This window comes from Kitasatospora sp. NPDC017646 (genome assembly GCF_044329365.1).
GTDB lineage: Bacteria > Actinomycetota > Actinomycetes > Streptomycetales > Streptomycetaceae > Kitasatospora.
In genome coordinates this window covers 269,651-285,596 of record NZ_JBIRJC010000005.1, presented here as the reverse complement: position 1 = coordinate 285,596, position 15,946 = coordinate 269,651, and the positions used below count along the sequence as shown (strand labels likewise).

At 73.3% G+C, this 15,946-nt stretch carries 12 protein-coding genes and 1 pseudogene; 5 read left to right on the top strand and 8 right to left on the bottom strand.

All coding sequences use genetic code 11. The annotated features are described in order from the left end of the window. From ACH4J0_RS11405 to ACH4J0_RS11385, 5 genes and pseudogenes are all read left to right on the top strand, one after another. A pseudogene (locus tag ACH4J0_RS11405) lies at positions 1–582 on the top strand (M23 family peptidase); the annotation flags it as partial. A gap of 11 nt (positions 583–593) precedes the next feature. Continuing rightward, the gene (locus tag ACH4J0_RS11400) at positions 594–2,063 is read left to right on the top strand and encodes a hypothetical protein (RefSeq protein WP_396238657.1); all 1,470 of its coding nucleotides are present in this window, start codon (positions 594–596) and stop codon (positions 2,061–2,063) included. 231 nt (positions 2,064–2,294) lie between these two features. Continuing rightward, positions 2,295–3,059, top strand: a complete 765-nt coding sequence (locus ACH4J0_RS11395) for a serine/threonine protein kinase (RefSeq protein ID WP_396238655.1) — start codon at positions 2,295–2,297, stop codon at positions 3,057–3,059. Between the two features lie 12 nt (positions 3,060–3,071). Next, positions 3,072–4,433: a serine/threonine-protein kinase gene (locus tag ACH4J0_RS11390; protein ID WP_396238653.1), complete on the top strand. Its 1,362-nt coding sequence runs from the start codon at positions 3,072–3,074 to the stop codon at positions 4,431–4,433. Between the two features lie 178 nt (positions 4,434–4,611). After that, entirely contained in the window at positions 4,612–5,703 is a 1,092-nt protein-coding gene (locus ACH4J0_RS11385; RefSeq protein ID WP_396238651.1) for a BTAD domain-containing putative transcriptional regulator, read from the top strand. A 93-nt stretch (positions 5,704–5,796) separates the two neighbouring features. Here ACH4J0_RS11385 and ACH4J0_RS11380 read toward each other — a convergent pair whose 3' ends face one another. The 8 genes from ACH4J0_RS11380 to ACH4J0_RS11345 all read right to left on the bottom strand — a co-directional run bounded on the left by ACH4J0_RS11380 (position 5,797) and on the right by ACH4J0_RS11345 (position 15,716). Next, complete coding sequence (locus ACH4J0_RS11380; RefSeq protein ID WP_396238649.1) at positions 5,797–6,882, bottom strand: alpha/beta hydrolase; 1,086 nt, start codon at positions 6,880–6,882, stop codon at positions 5,797–5,799. Positions 6,883–6,924: 42 nt separating this feature from the next. Further along, positions 6,925–9,351: a penicillin acylase family protein gene (locus tag ACH4J0_RS11375; protein ID WP_396238647.1), complete on the bottom strand. Its 2,427-nt coding sequence runs from the start codon at positions 9,349–9,351 to the stop codon at positions 6,925–6,927. Positions 9,352–9,575: 224 nt separating this feature from the next. Continuing rightward, on the bottom strand, positions 9,576–10,250 hold the full coding sequence (locus tag ACH4J0_RS11370; RefSeq protein WP_396238645.1) for a cutinase family protein: 675 nt from the start codon (positions 10,248–10,250) through the stop codon (positions 9,576–9,578). Positions 10,251–10,376: 126 nt separating this feature from the next. Beyond that, positions 10,377–11,279: a Gfo/Idh/MocA family protein gene (locus ACH4J0_RS11365; RefSeq protein WP_396238957.1), complete on the bottom strand. Its 903-nt coding sequence runs from the start codon at positions 11,277–11,279 to the stop codon at positions 10,377–10,379. Between the two features lie 385 nt (positions 11,280–11,664). Further along, the gene (locus ACH4J0_RS11360) at positions 11,665–11,826 is read right to left on the bottom strand and encodes a hypothetical protein (protein ID WP_396238969.1); all 162 of its coding nucleotides are present in this window, start codon (positions 11,824–11,826) and stop codon (positions 11,665–11,667) included. Beyond that, positions 11,772–11,981, bottom strand: a complete 210-nt coding sequence (locus tag ACH4J0_RS11355; RefSeq protein ID WP_396238955.1) for a sensor domain-containing protein — start codon at positions 11,979–11,981, stop codon at positions 11,772–11,774. Before ACH4J0_RS11355 ends, ACH4J0_RS11360 begins: the two co-directional genes overlap by 55 nt. 155 nt (positions 11,982–12,136) lie before the next feature. Then, entirely contained in the window at positions 12,137–13,048 is a 912-nt protein-coding gene (locus tag ACH4J0_RS11350) for a LysR family transcriptional regulator (RefSeq protein ID WP_396238643.1), read from the bottom strand. Positions 13,049–14,141: 1,093 nt separating this feature from the next. Further along, the gene (locus ACH4J0_RS11345) at positions 14,142–15,716 is read right to left on the bottom strand and encodes a CocE/NonD family hydrolase (RefSeq protein ID WP_396238641.1); all 1,575 of its coding nucleotides are present in this window, start codon (positions 15,714–15,716) and stop codon (positions 14,142–14,144) included. Between the last annotated feature and the right edge of the window lie 230 nt (positions 15,717–15,946).

The following is a 15,946-nucleotide window of genomic DNA, read 5'->3' as shown; positions in this document are numbered from 1 at the left end:
GAGAGCGCCGGCGGCGGACCCGCCGACAGCGAGGTCCGCCTCGGCAAGGCCCCCGACGGCCGACTCGAAGTCTTCGCCCTCAACAGCAGCACCTTCCAGCACCAGTGGCAGACCGCCGTCAACGGCGGCTGGTCGAACTGGGAGACCTTCGGCGGCGGCGGACACGCCCTCACCGTCGACCACAACCAGGACGGCCGACTCGAAGTCCTCGCCTCCGGCCCCACCGGAATCTTCCACAAGTACCAGACCAATCCCACCACTTGGTCCGACTGGGAAGCAGCCGGCGGACCGGCCGACTCCAGGATCACCAGCCAGCCGACCGCGGACGGCCGCGTCGAGGTCTTCGCCATCAACGGCAGCACCGCGCAGCACACCTGGCAGACCAACCTGAACGCCCCGTACAGCCAGTGGGACACCTTCGGCGGGGCCGGCACCGAGATCTTCGCCACCGCCAACGCCGACGGACGGATCGAGGTCTTCGGCGCCAGCAGCGCCGGCGTCCACCACAAGTGGCAGACCGGCTTCTCCACCTGGTCCGACTGGACCTGGCTCAACACCACCACCGGACCCGCCGTCAACTGAGGAGGCCCCACGTGACCAGCACAGCACGCGCCCGCCGGGCACCGCACCGCGTCCTGCTGTCCGCGGTCGTCTCGCTGGGCGTGGCGGCGGGCCTGACGGCCGGAGCCACGCCCGCGCCGGCCGCCACCGGCATCGACCTGTGCGCCGAGGTCGGCTACGACGCGGGCTTCCGGGGCGACGCCCTGGTGACCGCGATCGCCGTCGGCATGGCCGAGTCCAGCTGCAACCCGCTGGCGTCCAACGTCCAGAACAACACCCCGCCGTCCCGCGACCGCGGCCTGTGGGAGATCAACGACTACTGGCACCCCGAGGTCAGCGACGCCTGCGCCTTCGACGCCCAGTGCAACGCCAACGCGGCGTACCGCATCTCCAACGGCGGCACCAACTGGCAGCCCTGGTCGACCTACAACGAGGGCGCGCACCAGCGCTACCTCGGCGCGGCGCAGGCCGCCGCGGACCGGCTCGGTCACCACGGTCCAGGCCCGGCGCCGTTGGTGTATCCGGCGAAGTCGGGGCGGGTGGTGTCCACGCGGTCGGCGGACGGCCGCCTGGAGGTGTTCGCGGCCGGCGCCAACGGCGTCTCCCACGCCTGGCAGACGGCGGTGAACGGCGCCTGGTCCGACTGGGAGTCCCTGGGCGGGCCCGGCGGCGCCCAACTGGCCATCGGCCCGGACGCGGACGGCCGCCTCGAAGTCTTCGCCCTCAACGGCAGCACCCTCCAGCACCGCTACCAGCTCCAGCCCTCCGGCACCTGGTCCAACTGGGAGACCTTCGGCGGCGGCGGACACGACCTCGCCGTCGGCCCCAACCAGGACGGCCGACTGGAGGTCTTCGCCTCCGGCCCCACCGGAATCTTCCACAAGTACCAGACCGCACCCAACAGCGGCTGGTCCGACTGGGAGAGCGCCGGCGGCGGACCCGCCGACAGCGAGGTCCGCCTCGGCAAGGCCCCCGACGGCCGACTCGAAGTCTTCGCCCTCAACAGCAGCACCTTTCAGCACCAGTGGCAGACCGCCGTCAACGGCGGCTGGTCGAACTGGGAGACCTTCGGCGGCGGCGGACACGCCCTCACCGTCGACCACAACCAGGACGGCCGACTCGAAGTCCTCGCCTCCGGCCCCACCGGAATCTTCCACAAGTACCAGACCAATCCCACCACTTGGTCCGACTGGGAAGCAGCCGGCGGACCGGCCGACTCCAGGATCAGCAGTGAGCGTTCGCCGGACGGCCGGGTGGAGGCGTTCGCCATCAACGGCACGACGGCGCAGCACATCTGGCAGACCGGAGTGAACGCGCCCTACGGCCAGTGGGACACCTTCGGCGGCGGCGGCACCGAGATCTTCGCCACCGCCAACGCCGACGGACGGATCGAGGTCTTCGGCGCCAGCAGCGCCGGCGTCTACCACAAGTGGCAGACCGGCTTCTCCACCTGGTCCGACTGGGCGTGGCTCAACACCACCGCCGGACCCGCCGTCAACTGATCACCACGGCCGTCACCCGCGGGCGGGAGCAGTCGTGCTCCCGCCCGCGGGCCGTGCCGCCCCCGGGCGCTGACCACCCTGTCCGCCCGTTCCGCGACCGCCCCCGCCACCTCGCCGTCAAGTGGCCTGCGCCACCGTACGGTTTATTGTCATGCTCAAAGAGGTAGCGTTCGTCCGTCCGGCAAGGGCCGGAAGGCGGAACGGGGGAGCGGTGCGCGGGACGGAGGAACGGTGAGCGGGATTCTCGTCCACCTGCCGGAGGGGAACGGTGACGAAGCGGTCACCCTGCGGCTCGGTCCGGGAGAGCGGGCCCGCTTCGGCCGCGGCTCCGCCAGCACGCCGGTGGAGCTCCGGTTCGGCGACGAGACGGTCTCCCGGCTCGCCGGGGAGATCCACGCGACCGACGACCACTGGCAGTTGAGCAACCTCAGCAACACCCACACCTACCTGGTGGAGAACCCGGAGGGCGCCGGCGAGTACCTGCGGGTGCCGCCCCGGCGGATCGGTGCCCCGATCCCGTTCGAGTTCTCCCGGGTCGTTCTGCCCTCGCGGCGCGAGACGCCGCTGTCCTTCCAGGTGTTCGCGCCCGACCACGTCTACCTGGACCCGCACGCCCGCGTCGGCTCCTGGGAGAGCCGCACCATGACGGCGTACTCCCTGGACGAGACCGCCACCTACTTCCTGGTCCTGGTCGCGCTCTGCGAACCGTGGCTGCGCGACCGCTCCCCCGCCGCCGTGCCCACCACCCCCCAGGTGGTCGCGCGCCTGCGCGGCCACCCGGCCTGCGCCCGGCTCACCGCCCGCGCGGTCAGCTCGCACATCGACTACCTCGCCGACGAGAAGCTCCGCATCGACGTGCCCGACGGCACGGACCGCACGGAGCGCCGCAACGGCAAGCGCGAGGCGGTGGTCGGACTCGCCCTGAAGTTCGGCATCGTCCGCGAGGAGCACCTCGCGCTGTTGCCGCGCCCCGACGCCGCCGAGTCCGGACGGTAGGGAGGGACCTCGATGCCGCACGACCCGGCCTTCGACGGGGAGGGCGAGGAACTGCTGCCGCCCGGCCACCGGGTCGGCGAGTGGGCCGTCGTCGAACCCATCGGCGAAGGCGGCTGGGCGACGGTCTACGCCGCCCGCCGAGCCACGCGCTCCGAGTCGGAGGGCGCACCCGAGGCGGACGACACGGTCGCGCTCAAGGTGCTGCCGACCGCCGGACTCGCTCCCCGCCAGGCCCGCAACGTCGCCGAAACCGCCCGCCGCGAGATCGAGCTGGCCCGCACCGCCCCGCACCCCCGGCTGGTCCCGCTGCTGGACACCCTCACCCTGGCCGCCCCCGACCACCCCGCGCTCGACGGCGCGATCGTCCTGGTCATGGAACGCGCCCGGGGCACCCTGCGCGACCTGCTCGCCACCGGCGTCGACGAGGCCCTGGGCGGCCGGATCATCGCCGGCATCTGCGAGGGCCTGGCCCACCTCCACCGCTCCGGCTGGGTCCACACCGATCTCAAGCCCGAGAACGTCCTCATCGGCCGCGACGGCGAGGTGCGCCTGTCCGACTTCGGCCTCGCCATCGAACTCACCGGCACCCACGGCCACTGCGCCCCCATGGGCACCCCCGACTACCTGCCGCCGGAACGCTGGAAGGAGCCGCTCGGCGAGCACGGGGTCAAGATCCGTGCCACCGCCGACATCTGGGCGCTCGGCATCATGATCCACGAGGTGTTCGCCGCCGGCGTCCCGCCCTTCCCCGGCGCCACCCCCACCGCCCGCAGCGCCGCCGCCCAGCAGTACGCCGAGGGCCGCGCCGCCCTGCGGCTGGCCCCCGACGTCCCCCCGTTCTGGCGCGCCCTCGCCGCCGACTGCCTCGCCCCCACCCACGCCGCCCGCGCCCCGCACACCGCCGAGAGCCTGCTCGCCCGCATCCGCGCCCACCAGTCCGGCCGCCGTCCGCGCCGCCGGAGCCGCCCGCGCGTGCGCGCCGGCCTGCTCGCCCTCACCGCCTGCGCCGCGGCCACCGCCACCGCAGCCGCCCTCTGGCCGCACTCCGACCGGACCGGACACCCCGGACGGATCCGGGTCTTCAACGCCGAACGCAGCTGCCAGGACCGCACCGACCGCGACCCGGCGTGCAGCCTGGGCCTCGCCGTCGACCCACGGCGCCCCTACACCGCGGAGAACGTCGTCCCCACCCGCGTCTGGCACGACGACACCCTCGACGCCGACTGCCAACTCGCCACCGGCCTGCCCATCATCGACGAGGAGGACCGCACCTCCACCCTCTGGTACCGCGTGCGCCTCCCCGACCCCACCGCCACCGCCTGGCTCCCCGCCGTCCGCACCAAGGACCGCCCCGCGCTCGCCGACTGCCCCTGACCCGCCCGGCGGACCACCGCGGAAACCGCCGTGGGGACCGCCGCGTACCGGACGGGAGCCGGCGCGGGCCGTGGGGCGCACTCCTCCGGATCGTTCCGGATTCCGGGCCCGCCGCGCCCCCGGCTAGCTTGTCGACGGCGTCCGCCGGACCGGCGGGCCCGGAGTTCAGGGAGCAGCGATGCCGTCGACCGCCACCACCACCCGGCCGGGCGCCACCCCGACCCGGCCGGGCGCCACCGCCCTCGGGCTGCAGGAGCGCGAGGTGCTCCACGCGGTCGGCTGCGGCCTGCGGGACGACGAGATCGCCGCCGCTCTCGGCGTCTCCGAGGAGGTCGTGGCCGGGCACCTGGCGCGGATCCTCGGGAAGCTCGGCCTGCGCGACCGGGCCGCCGCCATCGTCCACGCCTTCGACTGCGGACTCGTCGCCCCCGGCCGCGGCCCCCGCACCCGCGGCGCGGACCCGGTGCCGCGGAGCACCGGCGGCCGGGCGGCCGGTCCGAAGGTGCGGATCTCCGTGCTCGGGCCGCTGCGCGCCCGGCACGACGGAGGGCCCCTGGACCTCGGGCACCTGCGCCAGCAGGCCGTGCTGGCGGCGCTGGCGCTCCACCGGGGACGGACCGTCAGTCGGCAGGAGCTGCTCGACGGTGTGTGGGGCTCGGAGCCGCCGGTCACCAACGTGGTGCCGGTCCACGTCTACCGGCTGCGCAAGACCCTGCGGATCGGGGACTGCCCGGGCTCGGTGATCGAGCACGACCGGTACGGCTACCGACTGGCCGTCGGCGCCACCGAGGTGGACCTCGCCGACATGGAGGCCCTGGTCGGCGCCGCCGGTACGGCTCATCGGGCGGGTGATCTGTCCGAGGCGGTCCGCCTCTGTTCCCAGGCGCTGGACCTGTTCCGCGGGGAGCCGCTGGCCGGACTGCCCGGCCCACTCGCCGAACTGGAGCGGGTGCGACTGACGGAGCGCCGGATCACCGTCGCCCAGCGGCGGTCGCGATGGCGGCTCGCGCTGGGCCAGTTCGCCGGGGCGGTCGCGGAGCTGGTCGCGCTGTCCGCCGAGCACCCGCTGAACGAGCCGGTGGCGGCGATGCTGATGGAGGCGCTGTACCGCAGCGGCCGCCAGGCCGACGCACTGGCCGCGTTCGACCGCACGCGCCGCAGGCTCGCCGAGGACCTGGGGGTGCCGCCGAGTCCGGTGCTGCGGCGCACGCACCAGCTGATCCTGCGCGGCGCCCAGGCGGGCCCGGACCGCACCGGAGCCGCGCGCTGACCGGTCGGACGCCGGGCTCCACCGGGACGGTTCCCGGTGGAGCCCGGCGAGCGCGTCACGGAGCCCGGTGGAGCCCCGGGCTCCGTGACGCGGTCAGGAGGTGAAGGCCCGCTCAAGCCGGGGGATCAGGTCCCGGAGGTCCTGTTCCCAGCAGCCGCCGTTGTGGCCGCCGTTGCACTGGCTGCCCCAGGCGGAGCCGTCGCCGTAGTCGACGTAGTAGTAGGGCATGCCCAGGGCGTCCATGTGGTCCTTGACGTGCTTGGACGCGCCTTCGAGCCAGAACTCCAGGTCCGTGGGCGAGCCGTGGCCGTTGCCCACGTAGATGGAGACACCGACGCCGGCGAGCCTGTCCATGTGCTGGGACGGGTCGGCCGCGTTCCACCGCCAGTCGGCGTTGAACACCGGGTAGGGCGAGCCGAACAGGGCGTCGCTGTCCACGCCCGGCTTGTAGGGGTCGTTGGCGGGGTCGCAGGACCCGGACGACGAGCCGCAGATCGCGCCCTGCCCGTCGACGAGGGAGGCGACGACGGCCAGCCGCAGGTCCATGGAGTCGGCCGACAGATCGATGTCCCCCGACAGGGACGCGGTCTGGCTGAACAGCTCGGGGTGGTCCTGGGCGTAGTGCAGGGCGCCGAACCCGCCCATCGAGACCCCGGCGACGGCCCTGGCCTTCCTGGTCGGGATGGTCCGCAGGTTCGCGTCGATGAACGGGATCACCTGGTTGAGGTGGAAGTTCTCCCAGTTCTGGGCCCCGAGTTGGGTGTTCTGGTTCAGCCAGTTCGCGTACCAGCCGCGGGCGCCGCCGTCCGGGATGACGGTGATCATCGCGTTGGAGGTGGTCAGCGCCGGGTAGTTCTGCCGGATCGGGTCGTCGGGCGATCCGTGCAGGAAGTACAGCACCGGGTAGCGCCGGGCCGGGTCGTCGTAGTAGCCGCTCGGCAGGATGATCTTGATGTGGTGCTTGCCCGTGACCTCGGGTGTGGTCACGGTGAGGTAGAAGTCGGTGGGACCGCCCACGGTCGAGTCGACCTGGGTCAGGCCGAACCCGTCCGTCATCCGCGGTGGCGCGCCCGCGCCGGCGGCTCGGGCCGGAGCGGCCGTGGCGGCCGTCCCGACGAAGCCGACGACGGCGGCCAGCAGGGCCACCACCGTTCGCCAGCGGTGAAGTGTCCTCGTCACGGTGTTCCCCCTCGTGGTCGTTGTGGTGCGCGCGGCGCGGCCTCAGCCGAGGACCTTGACCTCCAGCGCCGGGGAGGCCGCGATCTGCTCCTCGGTGTACCGCTCGGTCACCCACTGGCCGGCCGAGAACAGCTTGGTCTGGTCGGCGTAGTGGGGCGAGTTCGGGTTGGCCGACTGGGAGTAGGCCAGTACGGACGCGGACTCGGGCGGGCCGTCGGCGGTGAACCTGGTCTCCTGGATGAAGCTGGAGCCGAAGGTGATGTCGAGCTTGCCGTCGACCGTGCCGGGCGTGACCACGTTCAGCACGCCCAGCTCGTGGATCGAGCCGTGGATCGGGATCTGCTCGCCGTTGCGGGTGACCTTCTGGACGTCCGACAGCGGCGCGTTCAACGCGATGCCCGCGTTGCGCAGCGCGAGGACGGCCCGGGCGAGCGAGTTGCGGACGCTGTCGTTCCCGGCGTCCAGCGAATTGGGCGTGTGCACCGGGTCCTTGGGGTCGAAGGGGACCCGCCACGGCAGCTTCTCGATCGCCTGCCCGTTCGTCAGGTAGAACCAGAAGTTCTCGAACAGCCAGGAACCCCGGCTGTCCGCCGTGTACTTGTGGTTCCAGGCGGCCAGGATCGGACACGCCTCGCTGATGTTGACCAGGTTGCCGTCCACCAGGACGAGCCCGAACGGCGCGCCCTGGCAGGCGCTCACCGTGGCGTTGAGGGCCAGGTCGGCCGCCCTGCTGTTGTCGGCGAACAACAGCTGCCGCATGTTCTCCGGCGTGAAGCCCCGTCCCGGCAGGCCGTCGTTGCCGTTGATCCGGTTCTGCGCGGTCAGGATGAGCTCCTGGGTGCGCAGCGAGCGCGGCTGCGCGGTGTCGCCCATCACCCGGGGGAAGGACAGCGGCTGCTCGGGATTGGCCAGCCAGGCGCTGTCGTTGGCGTTGCCCACGAAGTCGGAGCGGATCAGGCGCGGTTGCGCGTGCGGGTCGAGCAGTCCGGGCGCGACCGCGTTCGGGTCGTTCGGCCAGTCGCACTCGCTGCGCTTGCCGTCGAAGATGGAGACCGGCGGCACGTTGGGAAGCCGCAGCTGCTGGTTGAACAGCACCTGACCCGTCAGGGTGAGGCAGGACTGCGCGTGGGCGTCGGTGATGTTCGGGGCGGCCTGGATGTCCGCGTACAGCGCGTTGCCCTTGCGGTCCGAGGCGACGGTGTTGAAGAAGGGGACGCCCTCCGTGGTCTCCAGGGAGTTCACCACGTCGTTGACGTCCTTGGCCTGGTCGAGGTGGAACCAGGTGTTCAACGCCCGCAGGTTGTCCATGTTCGCGTCGCGCACCGCGTGCGCGCTCACCACCCAGGGCAGCGGGGTGCCGAGGATCGAGGTGGTGATCGGACCGTACCGGGTGGACCAGAGGGTCCTGGTGACCCTGCCGACTGAGCCGTCCGGGTTCAGCACATCGACGCCGACCTGCTGCGAGGTCATCGGCTGCCAGGTGCCGTCCACCAGGTAGTTGGTCGGGTGCAGCGGGTCCACCTGGACGTCGAACAGCCCGAACGGGGCCACCGTGGCGACGGTGTGGGTCCAGGCGACGTCGTCGTTGTGCCCGATGTTCACGGCGGGCAGGCCGAGCAGGCTGGCCCCGGAGGCGTTGAACCGCCCCGGGATGGTCAACTGGGCCTGCCACATCCGGTTCTTGCCCTGCCAGGGGAAGTGCGGGTTGGCCAGCAGCATGCCGGTGCCGCCGGAGACCCCCTGGGAGCCCACGGCGAGGGCGTTGCTGCCCATGCCGCCCTGCTGGCGGGCGGCGGCCATCGCCTCGCGGATCCTGTTGCCGGTCTCCTCCGGGGAGAGCGCGGGCCGGGCCCCGCCCGGCTGGGCGGCGACCGCGGCTCCCGGGGGCGCGGCGTTCACCTCGCCGTCCAGCAGCGGATCGGCGCTGCCCATGATGATCTCGGCGTGCGCGTGCCGGTAGACGTCCAGCTCGGTGATCGGCCGCACCCAGGCCGCGCCGCGGCAGGCCGGGTCCGAGATGTTGTTCACGCCGGTCTCGGCCAGGTACCGGTTGTACCCCTGGACGTAACCGCGGATGGCCTCCTTGACCTCCGGCTCCGGGCCCTTGGGCGCGGGCTGGTCGATCAGCCCCTCCACCACGCGGTTGTCGTTGATCCGCTGGAAGTACAGGTCGCTGTTGAGGTTGGTGGTGCTGTTCTGGTTCTGGCCGGGGCTCGCCTTGCCGTCCGGGCCGAGGTAGCGGGATCGCTGGGCGTTGACCATCAGGTAGGTGTCGGCCAGGGTGCAGATGTTGTCCTTGGCCGCCGCGTACCCGTACCCCTCCCCCAGCCCCTCCAGGTCGGCGGCGATGATGTGCGGGATGCCGTACTCGGTGTAGCGGATCGTCGGCTTGTCCGGCGCCGGTGCGACGGCCGGTGATCCGGCGGCCGCCGTCGTGCCCAGCAGCGGCACGACGGCGACGGCCGCCACCGCCAGCCTCCGCCCGAGTCCCCTGCGCCCGGGCCCCCTCCGCCCGGGGCCCTCCCGTTCGAGTGCGCTCAGCGCCATCGGTCCGTCCTCTCCCTGCCGGTCCGGGTCTTGTCGGTACGCGGCCACGCTAGGGAGGGGCGATGACATCCCGATGACGCGCTCCCCCGCCCCCGGCGGGTGGCGTGGGAGCGCGGCTCAGCACCGGGCCGGCGGACGCACGGCGACTACCAGCTCGCCGGGTACCAGGCGCCGTTGTACCACTGCTCGTTGGCGCTGTCGTTGTGGTGGTCCATGTTGAAGTCCTCGGGGTAGTTGTTGACGTGGTTGGCCGGATAGGTCCAGATGCCGGCGGACTCGTCACAGACGTAGTCCCAGTGGCAGATCGTCTTGACCGGCACGTTCCCGAAGAACCGGTCGGCGCCGGCGAGCGGCGCGCCGATGATGCCGCCGAAGGGCACCGCGCCGCCGTTGGCGCCGGGAGGGCCCTGGCGCTTCGGGTCCGCGATGAGGATGGCGTTGACGTTGTCGAAGGTCTGCCAGTTCTCGGTGACCCAGACGTGCACCACCCCGGCGCCCAGGGAGTACCCGGCCATCTTGACGTGCTGCCCCGGACACGCGGCGCGCTGGTCCCGGACCAGCCGGTTCAGCTCGTTGACACCCGCCCGCGTGCTGGCGCCGTTGGGGATCTGGGTGGGGTACCCGACGTGCTGCTGGATGTTGCCGCGGAAGCCGTCGTTGTTCCACGAGCTGCCGGTGCCCCCGACGACGATCGTGTAGGTGCCCTCGCACGGGGCGGTCACGCGCGTGGTGGCCGCCTGTGCGGTCGTTCCTTGGGCCGCCGTCAGTCCGGCCGTCAGCAGGAGTCCGGCCGCCGCGGCGGCGATCCTTCGAGCTTTCATTCGATCCTCCCTACGAGGTCGGCCGACCCGCCCGCCTTGTCGCGGCACGCGGTCGGCCCAGGTCACCGGACGACCATGGCAGCGGCCGATGACATACCGATGAAGCTCCGCCCCCCGCCCGGCCGGTCAGACCGCCTCGATGCGCTCCACGATCAGCTCGCACAACTCGTGGGTGCGCAGCGCGTCGTGGGCGTCCAGGGTCTTGCCCGCGCGCACGGCGTCCAGGAAGGCCAGGACGCACTGCTCGATCCCGCGCTGGCGGGCCACCGGCACCCAGTCACCGCGCCGGCGCACGGTGGGCTGGCCGCGGTGGTCGATCACCTCGGCCAGGTTGTGCACCTCGCGCTTGGAGTCGCCGCCGGAGACCTCCAGCACCTCCTCCGTCGAGCCGGAGACCCGGTTCATGATCCCCAGCGCGGTGAACCCCTCCCCGCCGAGCGTGAGCACCACGTGCTCCACCAGGCCGTCGCGGTCCTTCCGGGCCCGGACGTCCACGTGCTCGACCTCACCGGGTACCAGGAACCGCAGGGTGTCCACGACGTGCACGAAGTCGTCGAAGACCAGTGTCCGGGCGGCCTCGGGCAGGCCCTCGCGGTTCTTCTGCAGCACGATCAGGTCGCGCGGACGCTCCACCGCCTGCGCGTAGCCGGGCGCGTACCGCCGGTTGAACCCGACCATCAGCGAGCGGCCGGTGCGGTCGGCCAGGTCGACCAGCTTGCGCGAGCCGTCCAGGGTGTGGTCCAGCGGCTTGTCCACGTACACGTCCACCCCGGCGCCGAGCAGCCGCTCGACGATCGGCACGTGCTGCTCGGTGGCCGCGTGCACGAAGGCGGCCCGGATGCCGCTGTCGATCAGCGCGCCCAGGTCGGTGAACCGCCGTTCGGCGTCGATCCGGTACGTCTCCCCCAGCTGGTCCAGCTTGACCCGGTCCCGGGTCATCAGCCGCAGGTCCAGCCCGGACACGGCGGTGAGCACCGGCAGGTACGCCTTCTGCGCGATGTCACCGAGGCCGATCACCCCCACCGGCAGCGGGGCGGCGGTAACGGCGGTCGAGGGCATGAGGTCTCTCCTGGGGGTGAGGCCGGGCTTCGTTCCCGCCACCCTACGCGCTCCCCTCCGCGACGGTCCGGGCACGATCACGGCCCCGGCCTGCGCGGATGGTGGGGGAAACCCGACCATCGGGTGTCGACCTGGCTGTCATGACGTCACCTGCCCGCGCGGCTGGAATGAACGGGTGCTCACTCACCGGGCCCGCCGGGCCGCGGGAGCGGTGGGGCACAGGTGGCACTGGTGCGCCGGACGGCTCGCCAGCGCCGCCAGAGCAGGCCCCCCGCCCGCACCCCTGTCGTCACGTCTGACCACCCCACCCCGGTCCGATCCGAGGCATCGACTCCCATGGGCACCACCCTGATCGTCACCAACGACTTCCCGCCCCGGCAGGGCGGCAAATCCGCCGGCCGGGGATCAGCATCACGGTGTCCGGGCTGATCACCCAGACGATCAGCGGCGTCGCCAGCAGCATCAGCGACAGCCCGAGCAGCGCGACGAAACCCAGGCCGCTCGCCGAGAACAGCACGGTGTGGACCAGCAGGTACGCCAGGTCGCCCGCTCCTTCAGCCGGGTCCGCAGCCAGGCCGCCGCGCCCGCGCCGGGCAGCGATCCGTGCGGGTCGGGCAGCGGGACGGGCTCGACCAGGAGCAGCCGGCGCCGTTCCAGCGCGGCGAGCGGCACCCCGAGCACCGCCACCCCGGCCAGCACACGGACAGCCCGACCCCGGCGAACAGCAGCGCGGCCGGGAGCGGGTCGAGCGGCGGACGTACGCGAGCCCGTCGTACTCCTCGGCCGGCGCCGTCGGAGCCGCACCGCCGTCGGGCCGGGCACGGGGGTCACGCCCCCGCGGCGGCTGCCGCGGCGAGGGAGTCCAGGACCGGCCGGATCAGCGGGTGCCCGTCGGCACCGGCCCGGACGGCGGCGAAGACCCGGCGGGTGGCCAGTTCGCTGTCCACCGGCCTGACCGCGACCCGGGCCAGGTCGACCCCGCGCAGCGCCGAGCGCGGGACGAGGGCGACGCCCGAACCGGCCGAGGCCAGCGCGACGACGGCGCGGAAGTCGTCGGAGGAGTGCAGCAGTCGCGGCTGGAAGCCGGCGTGTTCGCAGGCCAGCAGGACCACGTCGTGGCAGGGGTTGCCCGGGTACGGGCCGATCCACGGCTCGTCGGCCAGCGCGGCCACCGCGAGCGGCCCCGACTCGGCGGCCAGCGGGTGGGCCAGCGGCAGCACGGCCTCGAAGGGCTCGGCGTACAGCGGGACGCGGGTGAGCCGGGCGTCGTCGGCGCGCGGGGCGCCCCGGTACTCGACGGCCACCGCGAGGTCGGCCCGGCCGTCCAGCACCATCGGCAGGCTGGCGTCGCCCTCGGCGTCCAGCACCTTGAGCCGTACGCCCGGCGCGCGCTCGGCGAGCAGGCCGATCGCCGGGGCCAGCACGTGCGAGATGCCGGTGGCGAAGGAGGCGACGGTGACCTCGCCCGCGACGCCCGCGCTGTACGCGGCGAGGTCGGCCTCGGCGCGCTCCAGCTGGGCGAGCACCGCGTCGGCGTGGCCGAGCAGGATCTCCCCGGCGGCGGTCAGCCGCACGCCCCGGCCCTCCCGGGCCAGCAGGTGGTGGCCGGTCTCCTGCTCCAGGGCGGTCAGCTGCTGGGAGACGGCGGAGGGGGTCAGGTAGAGGGCGGCCGCCGCGGCGGTCACGGTGCGGTGGTCCGCCACGGCCCGGAGGGTCCGCAGCCGTCGTGCGTCGATCACACGGCAATTCTGCCAGCGCGCCGCGGCTGACCCGTTCGGGTGGGTCCAGGGCTGGGCGGAGAGCTGCGCCGGAGGGCCGGGCCGGGCCGGAGGGGCAGTACCACCCGTGGCGTATTTCGGGCGGAGATCGCTTCGGCCCGTTGACCGTCGCGCTCGATCGGCGCAGCCGGTGCGACGTCTACGTCCGGGACCGCTGGACCGGCCGCACGGAGCTGATTACCACCGGCAACCTCGCCACCGACGACGACGAGACCATCCGCAGCGCCGACAGCCCCACCCTCAGCCAGGACGGCCGGTACGTGGCCTACGCCTCCAACCGCACCGACCTGGCCCCCGGCGTGCGCCGCGGCAAGGAGAACGTCTTCGTCACCGACCGCTGGACCCACACCACCCGGCTGATCACCACCGGCTTCGACGGCACCACCGCCGACAACAACTCCTTCCGCCCGACCATCAGCGCGGACGGCGCCACCGTCGGCTTCACCTCCCGGGCGAGCAACCTCCTCCCGCAGCACCCCGCGGCGACCGCCACGACGACGGCCTCGGGCACCGCGGAGACGCTGGCCGGCCCCAGGTTCTACCCGTACTACGTCTGGAAGGCCGACACCGGCGGGATCACCGGCGCCAGCCTGGACGGGACCACCGGTGAGCTGGCCGGCGCGGGCGGCGACGCCCGGATCAGCCCCGACGGCCGTTTCGCCCTCTACGGCCTGCCGGTGCACGGCGCCGGCAGGCCCGGCTCGCACGGGATCCGGACGGACCTCTACGCCCGCGAGCTGGCCACCGGCACGATCACCCGGATCAACGCCTTCCTGCCCGGCACCACGACCACCGAGGGCGCCTACGATCCCGTCATGACCGCCGACGGCCGCTGGGTCTACTTCGACTCCGGTGCCGGCAACCTGGTGCCCGGCGACACCAACCAGCAGACCGACGTCTTCCGCCGGGACCTGCGGACCGGGCGGATCGAGCGGGTCACCGCCGCCCAGGACGGCTCGCAGAGCACCGGCGGCTCCGACAGCCCGTACGTCGACGCCACCGGTGACACCACCACCGGGGTGACGGCGACGGCGACCGCGGCCAGGACGGGACCTCAGCGCACCGGCAGCGAGACGTCCGCCGGGCCGAAGGTCACCGTGGAGCCCTTAGGCGTCTCGCCGCCGTACAGGTCGTCGTGGGTGCCGAGCACGAGCGTGAGCCGGTGGCCGACCGGGAGGTCGTACGCGGTGGGGAACAGCGTGACGTCCAGCGGGAAGGGCTGCCCCGCCGGCCGGCCGCTCCAGCTCTGCGGGGCGTGCGCGATCAGGCGGCCCACCCCGAGGGCGTCCGTGTCGTAGAGGTACGCGACGGCCGTGCCCTGGGGCGCGGAGGCGGTGACGGTGGTGTGCACCTGGACGGCTCCGCGCACGGCGAGGCCCTGCGGGTACGGCTCGGACCGCCGGACGGCGGCGGCGTCGCGGTCGAGCAGGGGCACCAGGGCGGTCGGCGGCTGGTGCAGCCACTGGTCGACCAGGCCGGAGAGCAGGACGACGCCGCCGCTCGCGCCGGAGGGCCGGTCACCGCGCACGGTGGAGCTGTCACCGAACGACAGCCGCTCGGTGCGGGATGCGACGGAGCTCCAGTCCGGGTACACCTCGTGCGTGCCGGTCGGACGGACCTCCAGGTCGACTCCGTCGCGGGCGCCCGCGGTGCCCTTGAGGTAGCGGTCGAGCCACCCCCGGGCTCCGTCCCAGGTGGCGTTGGAGAAGCCGAGCAGCCCGGTGAACTCCTGGCTCGCGTGATCGCCCGGGCGCAGTTCGAGGCGCTTGGGGACGGTGAGCTTCTGGTAGAAGTCCGTCATCTGCCCGGGGTTGAAGAAGCTGTCGCTCCAGCCGTTGGCGAGGTAGACGGCGGTGCCGTGGGCGTTGATCCGGTCCAGGTAGGTGGCCGGTGAGCGGACGTCCGCCCACTTGACCACCTCGGGCAGGTCGTGGTCGGCGAACAGGTCGTCCAGGGCGGTCGCGAACTCCGGACTCTTGCGGCCGGTCAGGCCCTCGATGGTGGCCAGCCTGGTGGCGGCCTGGGTGTGCCGGGTCTGCCCGCTGTACAGCGCGTCGGTCAGGTCGGCCCAGCCGCTCAGCGAGGCGACGGCCTTGATCCGCGGGTCGAACGCGGCGCCGAGGAGGGTGAGGCCGCCGCCGAGGGACAGCCCGATCATGCCGACCCGGTCGGGATCCGCCGGGGTGTGGGCGAGCGCCCAGTCGATCACCGTCGAGATGTCGGCGACGTCCTTGGGCCCGGCCACGTCCACCTCCCCGCCCGAGCCCCAGAACCCGCGCACGGTGTACGTCACGACGACGTACCCGGCGGCGGCGAAACGGTGCCCCTGGGCGACGTACTCCAGGTCGTTCTGCCCCCAGCTCGCCGGCTGCACCACCACCGGGTACCGCCCCCGGGCGTCCGCGCCCGGCGTCCCGGCGGGCGGGGTGAACACGTCGGCCTTGAGGACGACTCCGTCCGCGGCGGTGACGTCGGCCAGCCGGAAGCCGCCGAACGCCGACGCGCCGGCACCGAACGCCGGCGCCGCGGCGGCGGGTTGAGCCGCCACCACCCCCACGCCGAGCCCGAGCGCCGCGACGAGTACGGCGCTCACTGCCCGGTGTCCGCCGGTCCGGTGGGGCCGTGCCATCACGCTCTGCTCCCTTGGTTCACCCGATGTGATCACGGCGAGCCTAACCAGCTGACGACGGCTCGAGGGAGGTGATGATCAGCCAAACTACTGGCCGGTAACGTGGGGTGGCGGCGGCAGCGGCCGGAACCGCGAACGGGGGTGGGACGCCGGGGCGGGCCGGCGTCCCACCCCCGAAGCGGGAGGGTGGGGCAGGTGGTCGGTGACCGTGCGGCGGGCGGTGGCGAGTC